Annotated in this window: 17 protein-coding genes; 6 read left to right on the top strand and 11 right to left on the bottom strand. The window is 40.6% G+C overall.

Going from position 1 to position 17,068, the window contains the following annotated elements; translation table 11 throughout:
- The first annotated feature begins 2 nt into the window (after positions 1-2).
- Complete coding sequence (locus tag CL42_RS02600) at positions 3-611, top strand: LysE family translocator (RefSeq protein ID WP_035264787.1); 609 nt, start codon at positions 3-5, stop codon at positions 609-611.
- Between the two features lie 12 nt (positions 612-623).
- Positions 624-1,256, top strand: coding sequence for a bifunctional phosphoserine phosphatase/homoserine phosphotransferase ThrH (gene thrH, locus CL42_RS02595; RefSeq protein WP_051586509.1), 633 nt, complete (start codon positions 624-626; stop codon positions 1,254-1,256).
- Positions 1,257-1,443: 187 nt separating this feature from the next.
- Here the strand turns inward: thrH and CL42_RS02590 are convergent, their stop codons facing one another.
- From CL42_RS02590 to CL42_RS02580, 3 genes are read right to left on the bottom strand one after another with little or no spacing between them, the layout of a single operon-like run.
- Positions 1,444-2,751: a DUF445 domain-containing protein gene (locus CL42_RS02590; protein ID WP_035264785.1), complete on the bottom strand. Its 1,308-nt coding sequence runs from the start codon at positions 2,749-2,751 to the stop codon at positions 1,444-1,446.
- Positions 2,752-2,788: 37 nt separating this feature from the next.
- The gene (locus tag CL42_RS02585) at positions 2,789-3,343 is read right to left on the bottom strand and encodes a CC0125/CC1285 family lipoprotein (RefSeq protein ID WP_035264781.1); all 555 of its coding nucleotides are present in this window, start codon (positions 3,341-3,343) and stop codon (positions 2,789-2,791) included.
- A 35-nt stretch (positions 3,344-3,378) separates the two neighbouring features.
- On the bottom strand, positions 3,379-3,918 hold the full coding sequence (locus CL42_RS02580; RefSeq protein ID WP_035264779.1) for a DUF924 family protein: 540 nt from the start codon (positions 3,916-3,918) through the stop codon (positions 3,379-3,381).
- 212 nt (positions 3,919-4,130) lie between these two features.
- Here CL42_RS02580 and gshA point away from each other — a divergent pair, with 212 nt between their 5' ends.
- Entirely contained in the window at positions 4,131-5,708 is a 1,578-nt protein-coding gene (gene gshA / locus CL42_RS02575) for a glutamate--cysteine ligase (protein WP_035264778.1), read from the top strand.
- A gap of 18 nt (positions 5,709-5,726) precedes the next feature.
- Positions 5,727-6,227 (top strand): disulfide bond formation protein B, encoded by a 501-nt coding sequence (locus CL42_RS02570; protein ID WP_035264777.1) that lies wholly within the window; start codon positions 5,727-5,729, stop codon positions 6,225-6,227.
- Between the two features lie 44 nt (positions 6,228-6,271).
- Here CL42_RS02570 and CL42_RS02565 read toward each other — a convergent pair whose 3' ends face one another.
- A complete protein-coding gene (locus CL42_RS02565) occupies positions 6,272-7,603 on the bottom strand; it encodes a hypothetical protein (RefSeq protein WP_035264768.1) in 1,332 nt (443 codons plus the stop codon).
- 248 nt (positions 7,604-7,851) lie between these two features.
- Here CL42_RS02565 and CL42_RS02560 point away from each other — a divergent pair, with 248 nt between their 5' ends.
- Both CL42_RS02560 and parE read left to right on the top strand, forming a co-directional pair.
- Complete coding sequence (locus CL42_RS02560; RefSeq protein WP_035264764.1) at positions 7,852-8,436, top strand: YqiA/YcfP family alpha/beta fold hydrolase; 585 nt, start codon at positions 7,852-7,854, stop codon at positions 8,434-8,436.
- Between the two features lie 14 nt (positions 8,437-8,450).
- Entirely contained in the window at positions 8,451-10,331 is a 1,881-nt protein-coding gene (gene parE, locus CL42_RS02555; RefSeq protein WP_035264762.1) for a DNA topoisomerase IV subunit B, read from the top strand.
- A gap of 44 nt (positions 10,332-10,375) precedes the next feature.
- Here parE and CL42_RS02550 read toward each other — a convergent pair whose 3' ends face one another.
- The 7 genes from CL42_RS02550 to urtC form a co-directional block, all read right to left on the bottom strand.
- Complete coding sequence (locus CL42_RS02550; protein WP_035264759.1) at positions 10,376-10,672, bottom strand: FmdB family zinc ribbon protein; 297 nt, start codon at positions 10,670-10,672, stop codon at positions 10,376-10,378.
- A gap of 121 nt (positions 10,673-10,793) precedes the next feature.
- Positions 10,794-11,972, bottom strand: a complete 1,179-nt coding sequence (fmdA, locus tag CL42_RS02545; RefSeq protein ID WP_035264756.1) for a formamidase — start codon at positions 11,970-11,972, stop codon at positions 10,794-10,796.
- A 39-nt stretch (positions 11,973-12,011) separates the two neighbouring features.
- Complete coding sequence (locus tag CL42_RS02540) at positions 12,012-13,127, bottom strand: AAA family ATPase (protein WP_051586508.1); 1,116 nt, start codon at positions 13,125-13,127, stop codon at positions 12,012-12,014.
- 38 nt (positions 13,128-13,165) lie between these two features.
- Complete coding sequence (locus CL42_RS02535) at positions 13,166-14,209, bottom strand: aliphatic amidase (RefSeq protein ID WP_035264753.1); 1,044 nt, start codon at positions 14,207-14,209, stop codon at positions 13,166-13,168.
- Positions 14,210-14,423: 214 nt separating this feature from the next.
- On the bottom strand, positions 14,424-15,122 hold the full coding sequence (urtE, locus tag CL42_RS02530) for an urea ABC transporter ATP-binding subunit UrtE (protein ID WP_035264750.1): 699 nt from the start codon (positions 15,120-15,122) through the stop codon (positions 14,424-14,426).
- 9 nt (positions 15,123-15,131) lie between these two features.
- Entirely contained in the window at positions 15,132-15,890 is a 759-nt protein-coding gene (gene urtD, locus CL42_RS02525; protein ID WP_035264749.1) for an urea ABC transporter ATP-binding protein UrtD, read from the bottom strand.
- Entirely contained in the window at positions 15,887-17,053 is a 1,167-nt protein-coding gene (gene urtC, locus CL42_RS02520) for an urea ABC transporter permease subunit UrtC (protein WP_035264746.1), read from the bottom strand. The genes urtD and urtC overlap by 4 nt, the downstream gene beginning before the upstream one ends.
- Positions 17,054-17,068: the final 15 nt, after the last annotated feature.

Below are 17,068 nucleotides of genomic sequence, written 5' to 3'. Positions count from 1 at the left end.
GAATGGGTGAGTTTATAGCAGTTATTCTCATCACCATACTCGCTGTTGTGAGTCCTGGTGCTGATTTCGCTATCGTGACAAAAAACAGTTACTTATATGGTAGAAGGATAGGTGTTCTCACTTCACTGGGAATTTCTTTAGGTGTGTTGATTCATGTGACTTATACGCTCATTGCTGTCGCATTTGTCATGGCGTATACACCTCAAATTCTAAATATTGTGAAGTATATTGGAGCCATCTATCTCATCTATATCGGTTATAAAACTTTTGTACAAAGTCCGGTTGTCGAGACGTCATCAACTGCTGCAATTAATCCTTTTCAAGCAGTGAAATATGGCTTTTTCACCAATGCACTTAATCCTAAAACGACTTTATTTGTGATTAGTACATACACTCAGATCATCAGTGTGAGTACGCCGAAAGCGATTCTGGTCGGTTATGGGCTATTTATGTCTTTTGCTCATTTTTTATGGTTTGGATTGGTGGCTTTGCTTTTTTCATCGATTGTTTTAAGACAGAAAATGTTAGCTAAGCAAGTACAGATTAACAGAGTGATTGGAACTGTATTATGTCTGCTAGGGATAGCACTTCTGTTTGCTAAATTTCAATAATAGGGTAGCAATATGAAAAAGATGGCTTTTATCGATATGGAAGGTGTTCTTGTCCCTGAAATATGGAAACACTTTTCAAATGTATACAATATCCCAGAGTTGGCGATTACAACTCGAGAAGTCGCAGACTATAAGTCTCTGATGGAATTTAGAATTAATTTACTGAAAGAAAATAAAATTCCTTTAAAACAATTAATCGATGACATTAAAGAACTGGATGTCATTCCAGATGCTAAGGAGTTTTTAGAATATTTGCAAAAGGCTGAAAATTTTGAAGTTAACATTATTTCAGATTGCTTTTATGAGTTTTTATTTCCCTTTTTTGAAAAATTAAATCTTCCTGTTAAAAATACATATTGTCATCACTTAGAAATTGGACCAGATGGATTTATAGAAAATGTTCTGTATACACGAGATAAAGGGAAACATGAAATTATTGTAAAGTTCCAAAAAGAAAACGTTTCAATGACCAATAGTATTGCGATCGGTGATGCATTCAATGATTTTTCGATGTTGCATTTAGTTGATTATGGTTTTTTATTTCAACCTTCAGAAGACGTGAGAAAGAACTCCCCAGCTTATTTTTGTAAAGTAGACTCTTATCAAGATATTATTTCACATTTAAATCGTAAAAAAAATATGTAACCTTATAATATTATTATGGTTTATATAAGATGAAGCAGATAGGAATGACTCTAGTGATAGCTTAGTTCTTTAAATGGATTAAGAATAATAAATACAGCCCATTCATGCAGAAATGGGCTTTTTGATGACGTCAATTCACAATGAATTCAATTTTAGTCAGCGACCAAATTTAAATTTCATTTCTAAGTTAAATCAAAAATTCAACTGCTGCTCGGATGATCCCTAACACTAAACCGATAAATGCACCAACGACAACACCGTTGACGCGAATCATATGTAAGTCACCACCGACTTCATTTTCAATTTTATCGATCATTTCTCGTGAGTCCCATTCGTGAATGCGTTCACTGATAAATAAAATGACTTTTTCGCTGTATTGATCACTGAGATTGACTGCCATTGAACTCATTTTTTCATTTAATAATTGGCGTAATGCAGGATTGGAAATGATGTTTTGACCGACTTGTTGAATCGCAACACGTAAATTTTCAGCTATACCTGAATCTGCTTTCTCCAAATCTTCACGAATGGCATTGCACAGAATGACGACGGCACCAGTAATAAAATTTAAAACTTGAGGACTATCTAACAATGCATTTTTAGTTTCATTTAATTTAAGACTCGCCTGACTTTCAGGATTTGCCAGTTCAGTCATTAAATGCTGTGCAATACTCTCAATTTTTTGACGCCATGGATGCTCTGGATCTGCCAACATTGACTCGACACGCTCTATTAAAGAGTCAATCGTTCTTTGTTGAACATCGATACCGATCCAACTTGCGCCTTTGGCTAAACGCCACACTCCGAGTTCTTTAAATAGGGTGCGGGTTAGCTCCCGAGTTTGTTCAGGATGTGAAGTCACCCAACCGTGCGCAACATCGAGACCACGTTGTAAAACATCTTGGTGGAAGTCATTTTCTAATACGGCACGCATCATTTCACTGGCCAGGGTATTGATTTGAGTGTTCTTTACCCATTGCACACTGTTAGTTTGAATAAACCTACCGACTTGTTCTTGTCCAACAAACTCAAAAACTTTAGGCACTGTCTGTTGAATCACTTGAGTCACTTGACGATTGTTATCTGGATTGGCTAGCCATTGTCCTACTGCCAAACTCACATCTGTTTGACTCAAGCTTTTTGCCACAATCTGTGGCGATAGGAAGTTTTCTTGAACAAAACGTCCCATGGATTCTGCAATACGCGCTTTGTTACGTGGAATAATTTCGGTGTGATCTTTTAAAAACTTAGGAATAGGGATACGGCCGAATGGGTTCCGAAACAAAACCGTAATGGCATACCAATCTGCTAAACCACCAACCACACCTGCTTCAGCAGACAACATTAAAATATGAATAAGCCAAACATATTCTGGAAAAATTTTGGCAGCCACCATGAGCGATATCCAAGCCAATACAGCGACAACCAGTGCGATCATGGCAAACCGTTTGCTTCGATCCAGACTAGGGGTAGTCATTGTTGGTGATGCACTCATGCATAATTCCTATGTAAGCTGTTGTATTAATATTATTTTATTGTGATTGAGAAGGCTGTGTTTGTACAGGCAGTACGTCGCCTGTAGCACTTAAACCATATTTAGACCCTAAGGCCTGTAAAATTAAACGTGCATCAAAAGCATCTTGAGGTGCTGTTTTTTGATCTTTAAAACAGGTGATGGTATAGGCTACTTGAACTGGCTCTAAACTGACCACCTGTGGCACATCATAAAAAGGATCAAAGAACATAGGATGTCTACGATATCCATAACCATACGGGTAAGGATTGGAATAAACCACAGCTTGACGAGGTGGTTGTTGTGTGCGATTGCTTGGATCATCTTGGACTTTAAAAAAATGAAAGCCCTGTTTGACCGTTGTTTGTGCAGCTTTAAGTAAGGTTATTTCTTCAGCTGTACCATAGCTCATGTTGGATGAGCCTTGAAAACTAATACGATACGTTGATTGGTTCAAGGGAATAGTTGCGAATTGCCCAAGCTGATCAAATGTACGCGGTTTACTTGGCGTCGTGACACAACCAGACAGCAGGATCATGCCAGATAATCCCAAAATCATGCATAAGTTTTTCATTTCGCTCTCCTGAAGTCTGTTGTATCAATATCAATTTAGAAGCTACTGTTTGGCTGTTTTAAGAATTCTATTTCCTCAGGCGTAGAGAGACGATTTAAAATTTCATTACGATGAGGATAGCGACCGAAACGTTCAATGATGACTTGATGCTTCTTCTCAAAGTCTAAATTTACAGGGTTGCCTAATGCCTCAAACAAACGAAGTGCTTGAGTGTGAATGATTTTTGATTCGCTATGCATGAAAGGCATATATAAGAAGCTACGTTGTTCAGGTTCCAGTTCGAGATCTAAACCAAGACGAACCGCTTCTTGAGCTAGCCCAAGTGCTAACGGATCTTGGGCAAAAGATTCAGCTTTGCCACGATAAACATTACGAGAAAATTGATCTAAGACAATGATTTCTGCTAAGCGTCCTAAAGCAGTTTCCCGCCATGTCCATAGTTCGCCTGCGGCAGCTTGTTGGATGGTGTGACCAAATTGCGCTTGAATAAGTTGATCGAAAGCATCGCTTTTCGCAAACCAATGCGGTTGAGTTTCAGCACTGAACCAAAAATCTATAACGTTGTGATAATTCATATTCTTTACAGTTTGTTAGCATTTATTCTGCAATAAAATCACAAATTTCAGATGTCTTAAAGACTAAGATTGTGTTAAAAATTTGCCAAAATAAAAGGTTTATCCAACTGAAATGTATATGCAAACTGCATTTAGGAATATAAATCACGGTATACTTGATATAAATCAATAATTTTTTATCTCAGTCGATCTTCTAGATAAGCGAGTAAGTAATGAGTCAATCCGAAGCGCTCTCTGAAACAATTTTACCAAATTGGGTGGATTCGACGGTTTTTAAAGGTATGTTACGAGGCATTGAGCGCGAAAGCCTAAGGATGCAAAGTGATGGCTTTATCTCCCAGAAAGATCATCCTAAGGGTTTAGGCTCTGCGTTAACTCATCCTCATATTACGACAGATTATTCTGAAGCTTTACTTGAGTTTATTACGCCTCCTCAATCTTCAATTCCTGAAGCATTAAGCTATTTAGAAGATATTCATGCTTTCACCCATCGACACCTAGAAGATGGTGAAAAGCTATGGCCAATGTCGATGCCTTGTATGTTGGATGATGAAGAAGAAAGCATTCGTCTTGCGCAATATGGCTCATCCAATATCGGTAAATTCAAAACCTTATACCGCCGTGGTTTAGGTGTACGTTATGGTCGTCGTATGCAGACGATTTCAGGTGTACATTACAATGTTTCATTCCCTGATGCGTTGTTTGAGCAGTTGCAAGCAAACGAGCAAGATGAAGCTTTAAAACAGCTCAGTTTGCAGGATTATCGCAGCCATCGATATTTCGCTTTAATTCGAAATTTCATTCGTTTAACCCCATTGGTTATGTTCCTGATAGGTGCAAGCCCATCGGTCTGTCGTTGTTTTATGACGGGTCGTGAACATCATTTATTGCCTTTAATTAAGGGAACATTGTATTTGCCATATGCCACTGCATTGCGTATGGGGCGCTTTGGATATCAAAACTCGGCGCAGAAAGAGTTAGGTATTCATTACAATGATTTGAAAGGATATTTAGCAGGTTTACAAAAGGCGGTGAAAACGTCTTATGCTGCTTTCAGTCGTTTGGGATTAGATGACGAAGCGGGTGAGCCGATCCAAATTAATGATCACGTACTGCAAATTGAAAACGAGTACTACAGTCTTGTACGTCCTAAACAAGTACCACAGTCTGGTGAAACACCATCTGATGCATTAGCAAACCGTGGGGTAGGGTATGTTGAATTACGCGCAGTAGATGTGAATCCATACAGCCCAATTGGTATCAATGAAGATACTGCAGGCTTCCTTGAGGTATTAGCGCTTTATTGTTTATTAAAAGACAGTCCTGAACTGCTAGATGATGAACTTGAAGTGATTGAGCAAAATCAGCAAGAAGTTGTGAATCGTGGGCGTGCACCAAATGCTGCCATTGTTGAAAATGGTCAATCAATTGAAATTGAGACATGGGCAAATCAATATCTCAAACAGATGCAGCCTTTAGCAGAAACGTTAGATCAAGCTCACTCGACCTCGTTGTATTCTGATGCAATGCAAATTATGCAATCACGAGTAGATGAAGTGGATGAAACCTTCTCTGCGAAAATAGTAGAAGATACAGTAAAACATAGTGGTACTTGGAGCTTAGGTAGTGTGCTCGCGCATCAACATGCTGATCATTATCAAAACTATGTGTTATCTCAGGATAAAGTCACCTATTTTGAACAACTCACAGTGCAATCACTTGAACAGCAACAACAGTTGGAAGCAGAGTCTAGTTTAAGCTTTACAGAATATCTAAAAGTATATCGATAAAAATATTGAGGAAAGTATATGCAGTGGCAAAATTACCGCATGGTGAGTGGCCTGTTGTTTATAGCCAGTGTGATTGGAATGGCCTTCGCGTTGTATCTCGAACATGTCCAAGGTCTTGAACCTTGTCCATTGTGTGTATTTCAACGGTTAGGTCTGATCGGATTGGGGCTGATTTCTTTTATTGCGTTTCTACACAATCCCGTCCGTAATGGTTTAAAACGAGTATATGCTTTCCTAGGGACATTATCGATTTTATGGTCAGCGTGTGTTGCTGCACGTCATGTCTGGCTGCAGAGTTTACCTCCAGATAAAGTGCCAAGTTGTGGGCCTGGCTTAGATTATTTGGTAGATGCTTTGCCGCTTAAAACTGTGCTTCAACAAGTGCTGTCAGGATCAGGCGAATGTGCGGTAGTAGACTGGACTTTCCTAGGTCAGTCTTTACCTGTGTGGTCTTTGGTATTTTTTAGTATTCTGCTGATCATCTCGATTTGGCAGTTATTCAGAAAGTATCCTGCTTAAAATAAAAAAGCCAACTGATCAGTTGGCTTTTTTATTGAAGATGGTCAGGTTTCTACGATTCCTTCCATGCTTTCTAATTTGATTAAATATTTACGGATTTGCTCTTCAGCTAATTCATCGTGATGTGGATAGAACCATTTAACGATTTGCTCAGCAACACTGGAATGGTATTGAATCTCCATATGATTGAGCCCGTAGAACACCGCTTTGTGTGATTCTGGCAATTTCAGTTGGAATCGCGGATTTGGATGCTCACCCAAAGCACTTTGCACACTCACTAAGTAATCGCCAATGACTTTAAGTGTACGATTTTTACGATTTTCAAACTCAATTGTTCCAGCTACTAAGAATGTATTGATATGTGAAGGCAGCGGTGCAGGTTTACGATTATCATCCATCATGCCAATACGAGCGTGATTGTGTTCCCAGTCGTCATCACGGACACTACCATGGCGTAAATCCAAAATACCATCACTGCGAATATTCACAATGTGGCTGGCTAACTTGATGACGGGAAAGTGTCCAATTTTTTCTTGAACGGCAAAGCCAATACGTTCTAGAACCGCACCATGATGTGGAGAACCTAAGCAGACCAAATTCTCTGCCATGTGAAACCATTGATGGAGATTTTGTTTACCATAAAACAAAGCACTTCTAGAAACCAAACCACCCATACTGTGACCGATTAAATCAAGACTGGTGATACGTGGATTGCGCTTTACCAAGTCTTCAAGCATATTGGCCAACGAACGACCATTCGCTGAAATTCTGCGACCAGTGTTGTAATGCAAATAAAGCATGGTGTTGTTGTCGCGTTGTGCAAGCAGTTTTTCACCAATACCGCCATAGTTGCGATTGGTCCAATCAAGATGATTCATGCACAGACCATGGCAAAAGATCACGACACGACCTGACAGGTCACCCTGTTGTAACTCTCCATAGTGATCATACAGATTACTGGTAATCGCCAACGGATTTTGATTTTTAAGTAAATAGTCGCCAATCACGCCATTAAGAGCACTGACCAAAAAAATCATTTTTGGCGTGAGGGGCTTATCATGGAGTTTCGGAAATTGATCAATGATTTTGCGCAGGGCTGGTGCGACCAAATAATTTCCGTAATTTAGAAGCGTGTCATATGAAAATTGATATAACTTTCGAACGTAGGTTTTCTTTTGAAATTCTTTTGATGTTTTTTTACTTAAACCAAATACGGTTAAGAGCACTTCACGTTGAAGTGATTGAATGAGATTTTGAACAGCGTGGTTAATTGGAGTGCTGACCAGTTGTGCCAAACCTTCAAGCACATCGGCCTGACTCGGAGGAGATCGATCCCATTTACAATAGGTTTCATGTAGTGGCGTTAAACTCGGCATCTAGTCTTATCCTGATAGTGCATGATCATCTAAAGACACTTTATTTTTAGCAATGATCACTGTATAAAATTCCTTGTATTTATCTTATGTTGTTCATCCCGAACAATTTTTAAGATAACTTTGATTTCAGGTCGGCTCTAATTTTTTTGTCTGACAATATTTGTTATCGTACAAAAGAGAAACAAATATGTGATCTGATTCACAATAAAAATTAGAACAATTTTGAGGAAAATGCAATTAATCAGTTTATGAATATTATCTATCTACATGGATTTCAAAGTAGTCCTTTTTCGATTAAAGGGCAACTGATTCGTCAGTATTTTGAAAGACATGAACATGTACAAGTGCATTTGCCCGATTTAAATATGCCGCCTGATCAGGTCATTACTTCGATTTCGACACTCATCGAGTCTATGTCGAATGTCGTTTTGATTGGGAGCAGTTTAGGTGGATTTTATGCGACGCAGCTTGCCGCGAAACATGGAGTCGCAGCTGTACTGATTAATCCCGCTATGCAACCATGGAAATTATTTAGAAACTTGTTTTCAACGGCGCAGTTTCCTTATCCAGTCACTGCGAATTGGTCGTTAGATGAAGCTCAGCTTGATCAATTGGAGCATATGGCAGTTCCGTTTGTGCAAGATGCAGACAAAATCTTGGTCTTGTTACAACAAGGTGATGAAGTTTTGGATTATCGTGAAGCGGAACGTTATTATAATTGCGATGGTCATCAAGCGTTCCTCATTACAGAAACATATGGCAATCACGCGATGGATGATTTCGCGGATAAAATACCCTTGGTATATCAGTTTTTAGCTGACAGCTTAAAATAAGGAAACAATTCAACGTGTCTCAATATACGGCCCAATCCCTTGAAGTCTTATCTGGTTTAGATCCTGTACGCCGTCGTCCAGGCATGTATACCGATACCACGCGTCCAAACCATTTGGCGCAAGAGGTCATTGATAATGCGGTCGATGAAGCATTGGCAGGACACGCGAATAAAATTACAGTGACTGTGTATAAAGATGGTTCATTGTCAGTAGAAGATAACGGGCGTGGTATGCCAGTTGATATTCATCCTGAATATGGTCAAAGCGGCATTGAAATTATTCTGACTAAACTGCATGCAGGCGGGAAATTCAGCACAGATAATTATCAATTCTCTGGTGGTTTGCACGGGGTTGGTATTTCTGTTGTAAATGCGCTTTCCACACGTGTGGAAGTTCAAGTTCAGCGCCAAGGTAATTTATACAAAATGGCCTTTGAGCAAGGTGAAGCAACGGCACCACTTGAAGTTCTGGAAGGTAAAGCACCTAAACGTGCATCGGGTACCTCAGTTCACTTTTGGCCTGAAGCGAAATATTTTGATTCACCTAAATTTGCATTAAAGGCACTTAAACACAATTTAAAAGCGAAGGCGGTATTAGCTGCTGGCTTACAAATCAATTATGTTGATGAAATTAACGACGAAAAAATCACTTGGCAGTTTGAAAATGGTCTCGTCGATTATTTGATGGATGAATTAGAAGATCGTGAAATCATCCCTACGCCTGCATTTGTCGCTACAGGTGACGCGGAACGTGCCAGTGCGGAGTTTGCGATTTGTTGGAATGTTGAAGGTGGAGAGAGTATTCAAGAATCTTATGTGAACTTGATTCCAACGGCGCAAGGTGGCACACATGTGAATGGTCTTCGTTCAGGTGTGACGGATGCGATCCGTGAGTTCTGTGAGTTACGTAATCTCTTACCACGTAATATGAAGCTTTCAGCGGAAGATGTGTGGGATGGCGTGAACTATATTCTGTCTTTGAAATTTCAAGAGCCACAATTTTCAGGTCAAACCAAAGAGCGTCTTTCAAGTCGTGAAGCCTCTGGGATTGTGCAGAACATCGCAAAAGATGCTTTTGCCTTATGGTTGAATCAAAACTCTGAAATTGCAATGCAATTGGCTGAAATGGCGATTTCAAAAGCGGGACGTCGTTTAAAAGCTGCAAAGAAAGTTGAGCGCAAAAAAATCGTTTCAGGTCCAACTTTACCAGGCAAATTATCTGATTGTGTGGGACATAGTTTGGAAGAGTCAGAACTATTTATTGTGGAAGGTGATTCTGCTGGAGGATCTGCCAAACAGGCGCGTGATAAGAATTTCCAAGCGATTATGCCGATCCGCGGAAAAATTTTAAACACTTGGGAAGTATCTTCAGATGAAGTACTTGCTTCTCAAGAGGTGCATAATATTGCAATCGCAATAGGAGTCGATCCGGGTTCTGATGATTTGTCTGAACTCCGCTATGGCAAGATCTGTATCTTGGCCGATGCTGACTCTGATGGTCTGCATATTGCGACTTTGCTGTGTGCATTATTTGTGAAGCACTTCCCAAGCCTAGTTGAAGCAGGGCACTTATTTGTTGCGATGCCACCTTTATTCCGTATTGATGACGGTAAAGATGTGCATTACGCGCTTGACGAAGCAGAATTAGAAGGCATATTGAAAAAAGCCAAAACTAAATCCCCACAAATCACACGATTTAAAGGTTTGGGTGAGATGAATGCAAGTCAGCTCCGTGAAACAACATTGGATCCCAATACTCGTCGTTTGGTGCAACTAGATTTGGATGATGTGCATTTTACTTCAGGTTTATTAGATAAATTATTAGCCAAGAAACGCGCAAGTGATCGTAAAGAATGGTTGGAACAAAAAGGCAACTTAGCTGAATTAGTCGTTTAATTTTCTGCAGACACGAGCATTAAAGCCCGCAGATGCGGGCTTTTTTATACTTCACAGAGTGAACAATTCACACCACGACAGTTGTGTAGCACTGAACTGCGTGCACTATTTTTATTGGTACCTGGACCGCCCACTAAAGGTCCTGCAAGTTGTTCTGCGCCTGACCCTGGACGCCATTTGGTCTTCATGTTGATTTGTTGTCTGCCAGTAATCATTGGTTTAGCTAAGGTGGGTTGTTGACAGTATTTACATTCGATAGTGTCAGTTGCAATCCTAGAAATAGGCACACGTTGTTCAAAAATTCCTTCGCAGTGCTCACAGCGGAAATCGTATAATGGCATGGTCGTGCTCCTACTTATTTTTAAGCATGTGCATGTTTAAAAGTTAAAAAGGAGGTAGCTCGCATGCTTACTCAAGCTACCCCGTAAAATGGTGAAACCTGTAACAACAATAATGCGCTAATTAGCGCTTATGCCCCCAAAATTTATCGTCATTTAAAGCACCTTGCGGCAAGATATTTTGTTCAAAAATGGAGGTTGGGAGTGAGACGGTACATGCACAGTTTGGAATATCTACAATACCTCCGATACGACCTTCAACTGGTGCAGCGGTAAGTAACATGTAGGCTTGTGACCCAGTAAAGCCAAAGTTTTCAAGATACTTGATGGCTTTTAAACATGCTTGGCGGTAAGCCACTGTCGCATCGAGATAGTGATTTACACCATCTTCAACACTGATCCCTTCGAAAGTCAGCCATTGATCATAATTTGGACGCACATTGCTTGGAACAAAGATGGGTGAATCAATATTGTATTTTTCCATCCCACCTTTGATTAAATCGAAACCGACACGTGTAACGCCATCCATTTCTATCGCACCACAGAAACCAATTTCACCATCACCTTGTGAGAAGTGGAGGTCGCCCATTGAGAAGCCAGCACCTTTTTGATAAACAGGGAAGTAAATACGGCTTCCTGCAGCAAGGTCTTTAATGTCTGTGTTACCCCCATGTTCACGTGGAGGAACTGTGCGTGCAGCTTCAGCCGCCATACGATCAAATTCGGGACCTTTTACACCACGCAGAACGGCTGTACGTGGATCAGGAGGGTTTGCTTGACCTTTAGTAACGAGCAATGCTTCACGGCGATTCCATTCTTTCAGTAAATCATGTGATGGTAGAGTTCCCATCAAGCCAGGATGTTTTAATCCTGCAATACGTACACCAGGGATATGACGTGAAGTTGCAAATAAACCTTTCAAATCCCAAATGGCTTTATCTGCTTCTGGGAAATAGTCCGCCAAGAAGCCACCACCATTTTCCTTGGCAAAAACACCCGAAAAACCCACATCAGAAATCGGTTGAATGTCTAGTAGATCAATGACCAACAAATCACCTGGTTCTGCACCTTCAACATAGAATGGACCTGTTAAAGGATGAGCACGTGTTAAATCCACATTTTTAACATCAGAAATATCGTCAGTATCTTTAATTTGTGCGTCAAGGAAATCCAAACTTTCAATCAGAATTTCTTCACCAGGTTTTACTGATGTCAGAAAAGGTAAGTCTGGGTGCCAACGGTTGTGACCAATTTCGGCTTGCTCCGCAAGTGGAACTCCTGGTTTGATTTTAATATGTTGCATAATGTATCCCCTGTATTGAGGTCAAATAAAGTTTAGGTCTCAGTGTTGTTGTGATGCTTCGTGTATCAGTAACGGATCAAGTTGTTTCACTGCAGGCTCAATCATCTGAATTTGAAGCTTCGTATTGTCGTAATCGATGATGAATTCACTAATGTGCTTGTTGTTTAGAAAAGCTTTCGCGAGTGCAGGTTCAACTAACACTTTAAAACGACGGCTTAACCCCCGAGCACCAAATCGAACATCATGTCCTGAACTCAGGAATCGAATGGCAGCATCGGTCAAAGCAATGGTTCGACTTTGCTTTTTTAGACGTTGGTTCATTTTGTCAATTTCGAGTTGGACTAAGGTTGCAGCAAAATCAGATTCAACTGGCTGATAATGTAAGATTCGCTCAATTCGATTTAGAAACTCAGGATCAAACTTTTTATCGAGTGCTTTTGTCGTGATTTCACTGTCATCTAATTTCAAATGCTTGGCTAAATTCTGGAGTGGTTTTGGTAATTGACTGAGTTGTTTCAGACGCTTTTGAGCATCTTTGGCACCTACATTACTGGTCATAAAAATCATGCAGTTTTTAAAGTCTAAAACCTTTGTACCCGCAGTTAATTTTAAAGTTCCTGTTTCAAGCACATTGAGTAGCCCTCGAATGACTTCAGTACTGGCTTTTTCAATTTCATCAAAGAGAACAATGCCAGGTTTGGAGAAACTCCCTTGAATCAGGGCTTCATCGAATAAAGTATTTCCTTCTTTAGAGCCGACATAGCCTGGTGGGGCACCTGTCAGGGCGGCTGCATAATGCTCTTGTGCCAATGTATTCATATCAATTCGGCAGAATGCATCAGCTTTACCGTGTATCGCTTCAGCAATGAGGCGGACTGTTTCCGTTTTTCCTACACCGGTAGGACCTAACATCAGTGTGACACTTAAAGGACGATGAGCTGCGTTAAAATCTGCTTTCACTGTGGTGAGCATATTTTCAATTTCATCAAGTGCGGCTTCTTGTCCAATAATATGTTCACGTAGATGGGTCATCACGGCATCTGGTTCAAAACTGAATCGGGAAGTACGTGCAATACATTCCTTGCTTTGCATGTCATAGCGTTGTTTTGCCAAACTTTCCTGATTGGCATGTATACGGTCACTGGCAAATGTCATGTTCGAAACCTCCTGAAATCAAGTCGGACGAAGCTTCTTTAAGAAGCTTCTTTCTCTAACCCTTCGTGAGGTAAGTTGCCAATTGGGCACTCTGCAACGCCAATGGTTGAACGCGTAAACTGCTCAACATTTTCCTGTGCTTTTTGTGCGTCTAAGACCCATGTTTTGTAGAAGTCGAATGGACAATCGGCAACCCCTTTATCACCATCACCATTGTTGTATACGCCTGTGTAACCACGGTGTAGCAGCTTGAACAAGTGGTTTTGTGATTGATCGTATTTACGTGCATCACGTATTTCTGTGAGTGATAACTGTGCGTATTGGATACCATTTTCTTCCGTACCACATTCACCTAATGTACGTCCGTCAAAGCCGACCACTGCCGAATGTCCAAAGTAGGTATACACCCCATCAAATCCAGTACAATTGGCAACAGCGACATAAACGTTATTTGCCCAAGCCATACATTTGGCCATATTGATTTGCTGCTCATCAGCCGGGTACATATAACCTTGGCATCGCACTACAAGTTCAGCACCTTTCATCGCACAGTCGCGCCAAATTTCAGGGTAATTACCGTCGTCACAGATAATGAGTGACATCTTGATGCCTTTAGGGCCCTCTGTCACATAAGTCGTATCTCCAGGGCACCAGCCTTCAATTGGGCACCATGGAATAATCTTGCGATATTTTTGAACGATTTCACCTTTGTTATTGATGAGCACTAAGGTGTTATATGGCACTTTATGCGGGTGTTCTTCGTGCTGTTCCCCAGTAATTGAGAATACGCCCCAAACATTTGCTTCAATACAAGCTTGAGAGAAAATTGCCGTTTCATCACCTGGGATTGTGGCTGCCGTTGCCATCATTTCATCATGATCATACATAATGCCCATGGTGCTGTATTCAGGAAAAACAATGAGATCCATACCTGGAATACCTTGTTTAATTCCTTTCAACATTTCAGCAATTTTTTTTGCATTCTCAAGTACTTCTGCTTTGGTGTGCAAGCGTGGAATTTTATAGTTCACTACTGCTACACCTACTGTATTTGGACTACTTGAGATATCACCGTGACGCATTCAACTTACTCCCCATATCTTTAAAATTAAAATCTATGTAAGGAGTTTCTCGTGAAATTGATCGATGCAAAATACGGTGAATTGCGTATATGAAGCGATATTTTGAATGAGTCTTTAGATCGAAATAACAATACCACTCCAACAAATGGTCAAAAAAAAATCCCCCGAAAAATCGAGGGAGATGCCAAATTAAGAATTGATGAGATGACGTGCTTTAAACTGAAAGATATTTGCTAATGGTCGCTTCATCGACATTCGCTCTGACATCTTCATAAGCAAAACGGCCTTTATCGATGACCAAGAAGCGATCTGCCATCGCCATAGTAAAGCTCAGTACTTGCTCGGAGACCACGATAGTGAGGTCTCGTTGATCGCGAATTTCTTTTAGCGTTTTCGCAATATCTTTAATAATCGAGGGCTGGATTCCCTCGGTAGGTTCATCGAGCAGCAATACTTTGGGATTGGTGGCGAGTGCACGTGCAATTGCCAATTGTTGCTGTTGTCCACCAGATAAATTTCCCCCTTTGCGTTTACGCATATCCCAAAGTACAGGGAAAAGCTCATACAGATCGTCAGGTACTTTGCCATGGGCAGACGCAGGGAGACCTGTTTGAATATTCTCTAGAACAGACATGGTTGAGAAAATCATACGACCTTGAGGAACATAAGCAACACCATTTTCCACACGTTGATACGGGTCAAGCTTTTCTAAGTTTTTACCATCGAGCTTGATTTCGCCTTGAGTATTTTTAATATCACCGATAAGGGTTTTAAACAGTGTGGTTTTTCCCATCCCATTTCGCCCCATAATCGCCACAATTTCTTTGGGTTGAATTTTAAGTTCTAGATCATGAATGACTTGGCTTTGTTTATAACCTGAACACAAAGAACTAATTTCTAATAATCCGCTCATAAGGCCTCCTTAGTGTCCGAGATAGACTTCAATGACTTTTGGATCACTTTGTACATCATCCATTTTTCCTGCTGCGAGGATTTTCCCTTGGTGCAATACTGTCACTTTATCTGCAATGGTTTTTACAAACTCCATATCGTGCTCAATCACGAGGACTGAGCGTCCTTTACTGATTTCACGAAGCAGTTGTGCTGTCTGTTCACGCTCAGAAACACTCATGCCTGCCACAGGTTCATCCAGCATTAACAACTCGGGGTCTTGCATAAGCAACATCCCTATTTCAAGCCATTGTTTTTGTCCATGAGACAATAAGCCTGCGGAGGTGTGTAATAAATCAGTGAGAAAAATTTTTGAAGCGACTTCTTGGATACGCTCTTCGACATCTTTGGTTCGCTTAAAGAACAAAGCCCCAAACACATTACGACCACGTGGGAAAGACATTTCGAGGTTGTCATAGACTGAAAGGTTTTCGTAAATATTGGGATTTTGAAATTTACGACCGACACCTTTACGAACGATTTCGAACTCTTTGAGCTTAGTCAGTTCAATATCATTAAATTTGATCGTGCCAGAAGTTGCTTTAGTTTTACCGCAAATCAAATCTAACACTGTTGTTTTACCTGCACCATTAGGGCCGATCATCACGTGAACTTCGTTTTTATCGAGATAGAAGTTGAGATCGCTGACGGCTTTAAAGCCGTCAAACGAGACTGTGAGATCTTCAATTACAAGTACAGGTTTTGCCATTTCTACGCCGACTTTACTCATTTCACACCTCCTTCTACTTCAATATTGCTATTTTTTTTGGACTCCGTGGGTTGATGGGGGGGAGGCGAAGCCGTTGTTTTTTTATCTTTGAAGATAAGTGGGCGAACATATTTTTCATATAAGCCAGCTAAACCATTCGGTAAAAACATCACAACGCCTATGAACAATGCACCAAGGAAGTACAACCATACTTCAGGGAATGCTTCAGAGAAGTAAGTTTTACCGAGGTTAACTAAAACTGCACCATATACAGCTCCAATCAGTGATAAACGACCGCCTACTGCAGCCAAGATCACCATTTCAATAGATGGGATGATGCCAATAATCGTAGGTGACATGAAGCCGACTTGCAGCGTAAACATTGCCCCACCGACGGAAGAAACGACTGCCGCAAAGCAGAAGATAAAGACTTTGTACATTGAAACGTCATAACCAGAAAAACGTACACGTTCTTCTTTTTCACGCATTGCAGAAAGTAAGCGACCTAACTTTGAGCTGAGAACAAAGCGACTGATCATGATGACTGCGATGAGTAATAATGCATTGATGTAATACAGAACGTACTTTGCCTCATCCGTACGGATGTCCCAGCCATGTAATGTCTTGAGATCAGTAATACCGTTGATACCACCAGTAAAGCCTTGTTGACCAATAATCAAAATTGTCAAAATCGCCACAATCGCTTGCATGATGATAGAGAAATACACGTCTCCTACACGACGAGTAAACATTGCAAAACCAATAATAAAAGCCAATAAAATTGGAATAATTACAATCGCGAATAGGGTAAATGTGAAACTATGGAACGGTTCCCAGAACATTGGTAAACTGGTAATTTGGTTCCAGTCCATAAAATCAGGAATACCGGGTGTGGTTTGAGCTGCTGTGGATTGCATGTCAGAAGCTTCGAGCTTGAGGAACATGGCCATACAATAGCCACCGATCCCAAAGAAAATACCCTGACCTAAACTCAAAATGCCGCCGTAACCCCAGCACAGCACTAAACCAATCGCGACAAAGGCAAACGTAAGATATTTACCCATTAAATTGAGACGGAAAACATCTAAAAACATGGGCATTACAAATAGGATCAGTACTGCCAATATAGCCAGTCCAATCGCACCTTCTTTACCGCCTAACAAGGCATTCATTGGATTACTCATATCAATCTCTCCTGA

Origin of the sequence: Acinetobacter sp. Ver3 (assembly GCF_000632455.1) — a bacterium.
GTDB lineage: Bacteria > Pseudomonadota > Gammaproteobacteria > Pseudomonadales > Moraxellaceae > Acinetobacter.
The sequence above is the reverse complement of the archived record's forward strand: the minus strand, read 5'-3'. Positions and strand labels throughout refer to the sequence as shown.

Coding starts and splice junctions, on each gene's coding strand:
- CL42_RS02600 (WP_035264787.1), top strand. CDS start 3: ATGGGTGAGTTTATAGCAGTTATTCTCATCACCATACTCGCTGTTGTG.
- thrH (WP_051586509.1), top strand. CDS start 624: ATGAAAAAGATGGCTTTTATCGATATGGAAGGTGTTCTTGTCCCTGAA.
- CL42_RS02590 (WP_035264785.1), bottom strand. CDS start 2,751: ATGAGTGCATCACCAACAATGACTACCCCTAGTCTGGATCGAAGCAAA.
- CL42_RS02585 (WP_035264781.1), bottom strand. CDS start 3,343: ATGAAAAACTTATGCATGATTTTGGGATTATCTGGCATGATCCTGCTG.
- CL42_RS02580 (WP_035264779.1), bottom strand. CDS start 3,918: ATGAATTATCACAACGTTATAGATTTTTGGTTCAGTGCTGAAACTCAA.
- gshA (WP_035264778.1), top strand. CDS start 4,131: ATGAGTCAATCCGAAGCGCTCTCTGAAACAATTTTACCAAATTGGGTG.
- CL42_RS02570 (WP_035264777.1), top strand. CDS start 5,727: ATGCAGTGGCAAAATTACCGCATGGTGAGTGGCCTGTTGTTTATAGCC.
- CL42_RS02565 (WP_035264768.1), bottom strand. CDS start 7,603: ATGCCGAGTTTAACGCCACTACATGAAACCTATTGTAAATGGGATCGA.
- CL42_RS02560 (WP_035264764.1), top strand. CDS start 7,852: ATGAATATTATCTATCTACATGGATTTCAAAGTAGTCCTTTTTCGATT.
- CL42_RS02550 (WP_035264759.1), bottom strand. CDS start 10,672: ATGCCATTATACGATTTCCGCTGTGAGCACTGCGAAGGAATTTTTGAA.
- fmdA (WP_035264756.1), bottom strand. CDS start 11,972: ATGCAACATATTAAAATCAAACCAGGAGTTCCACTTGCGGAGCAAGCC.
- CL42_RS02540 (WP_051586508.1), bottom strand. CDS start 13,127: ATGACATTTGCCAGTGACCGTATACATGCCAATCAGGAAAGTTTGGCA.
- CL42_RS02535 (WP_035264753.1), bottom strand. CDS start 14,209: ATGCGTCACGGTGATATCTCAAGTAGTCCAAATACAGTAGGTGTAGCA.
- urtE (WP_035264750.1), bottom strand. CDS start 15,122: ATGAGCGGATTATTAGAAATTAGTTCTTTGTGTTCAGGTTATAAACAA.
- urtD (WP_035264749.1), bottom strand. CDS start 15,890: ATGAGTAAAGTCGGCGTAGAAATGGCAAAACCTGTACTTGTAATTGAA.
- urtC (WP_035264746.1), bottom strand. CDS start 17,053: ATGAGTAATCCAATGAATGCCTTGTTAGGCGGTAAAGAAGGTGCGATT.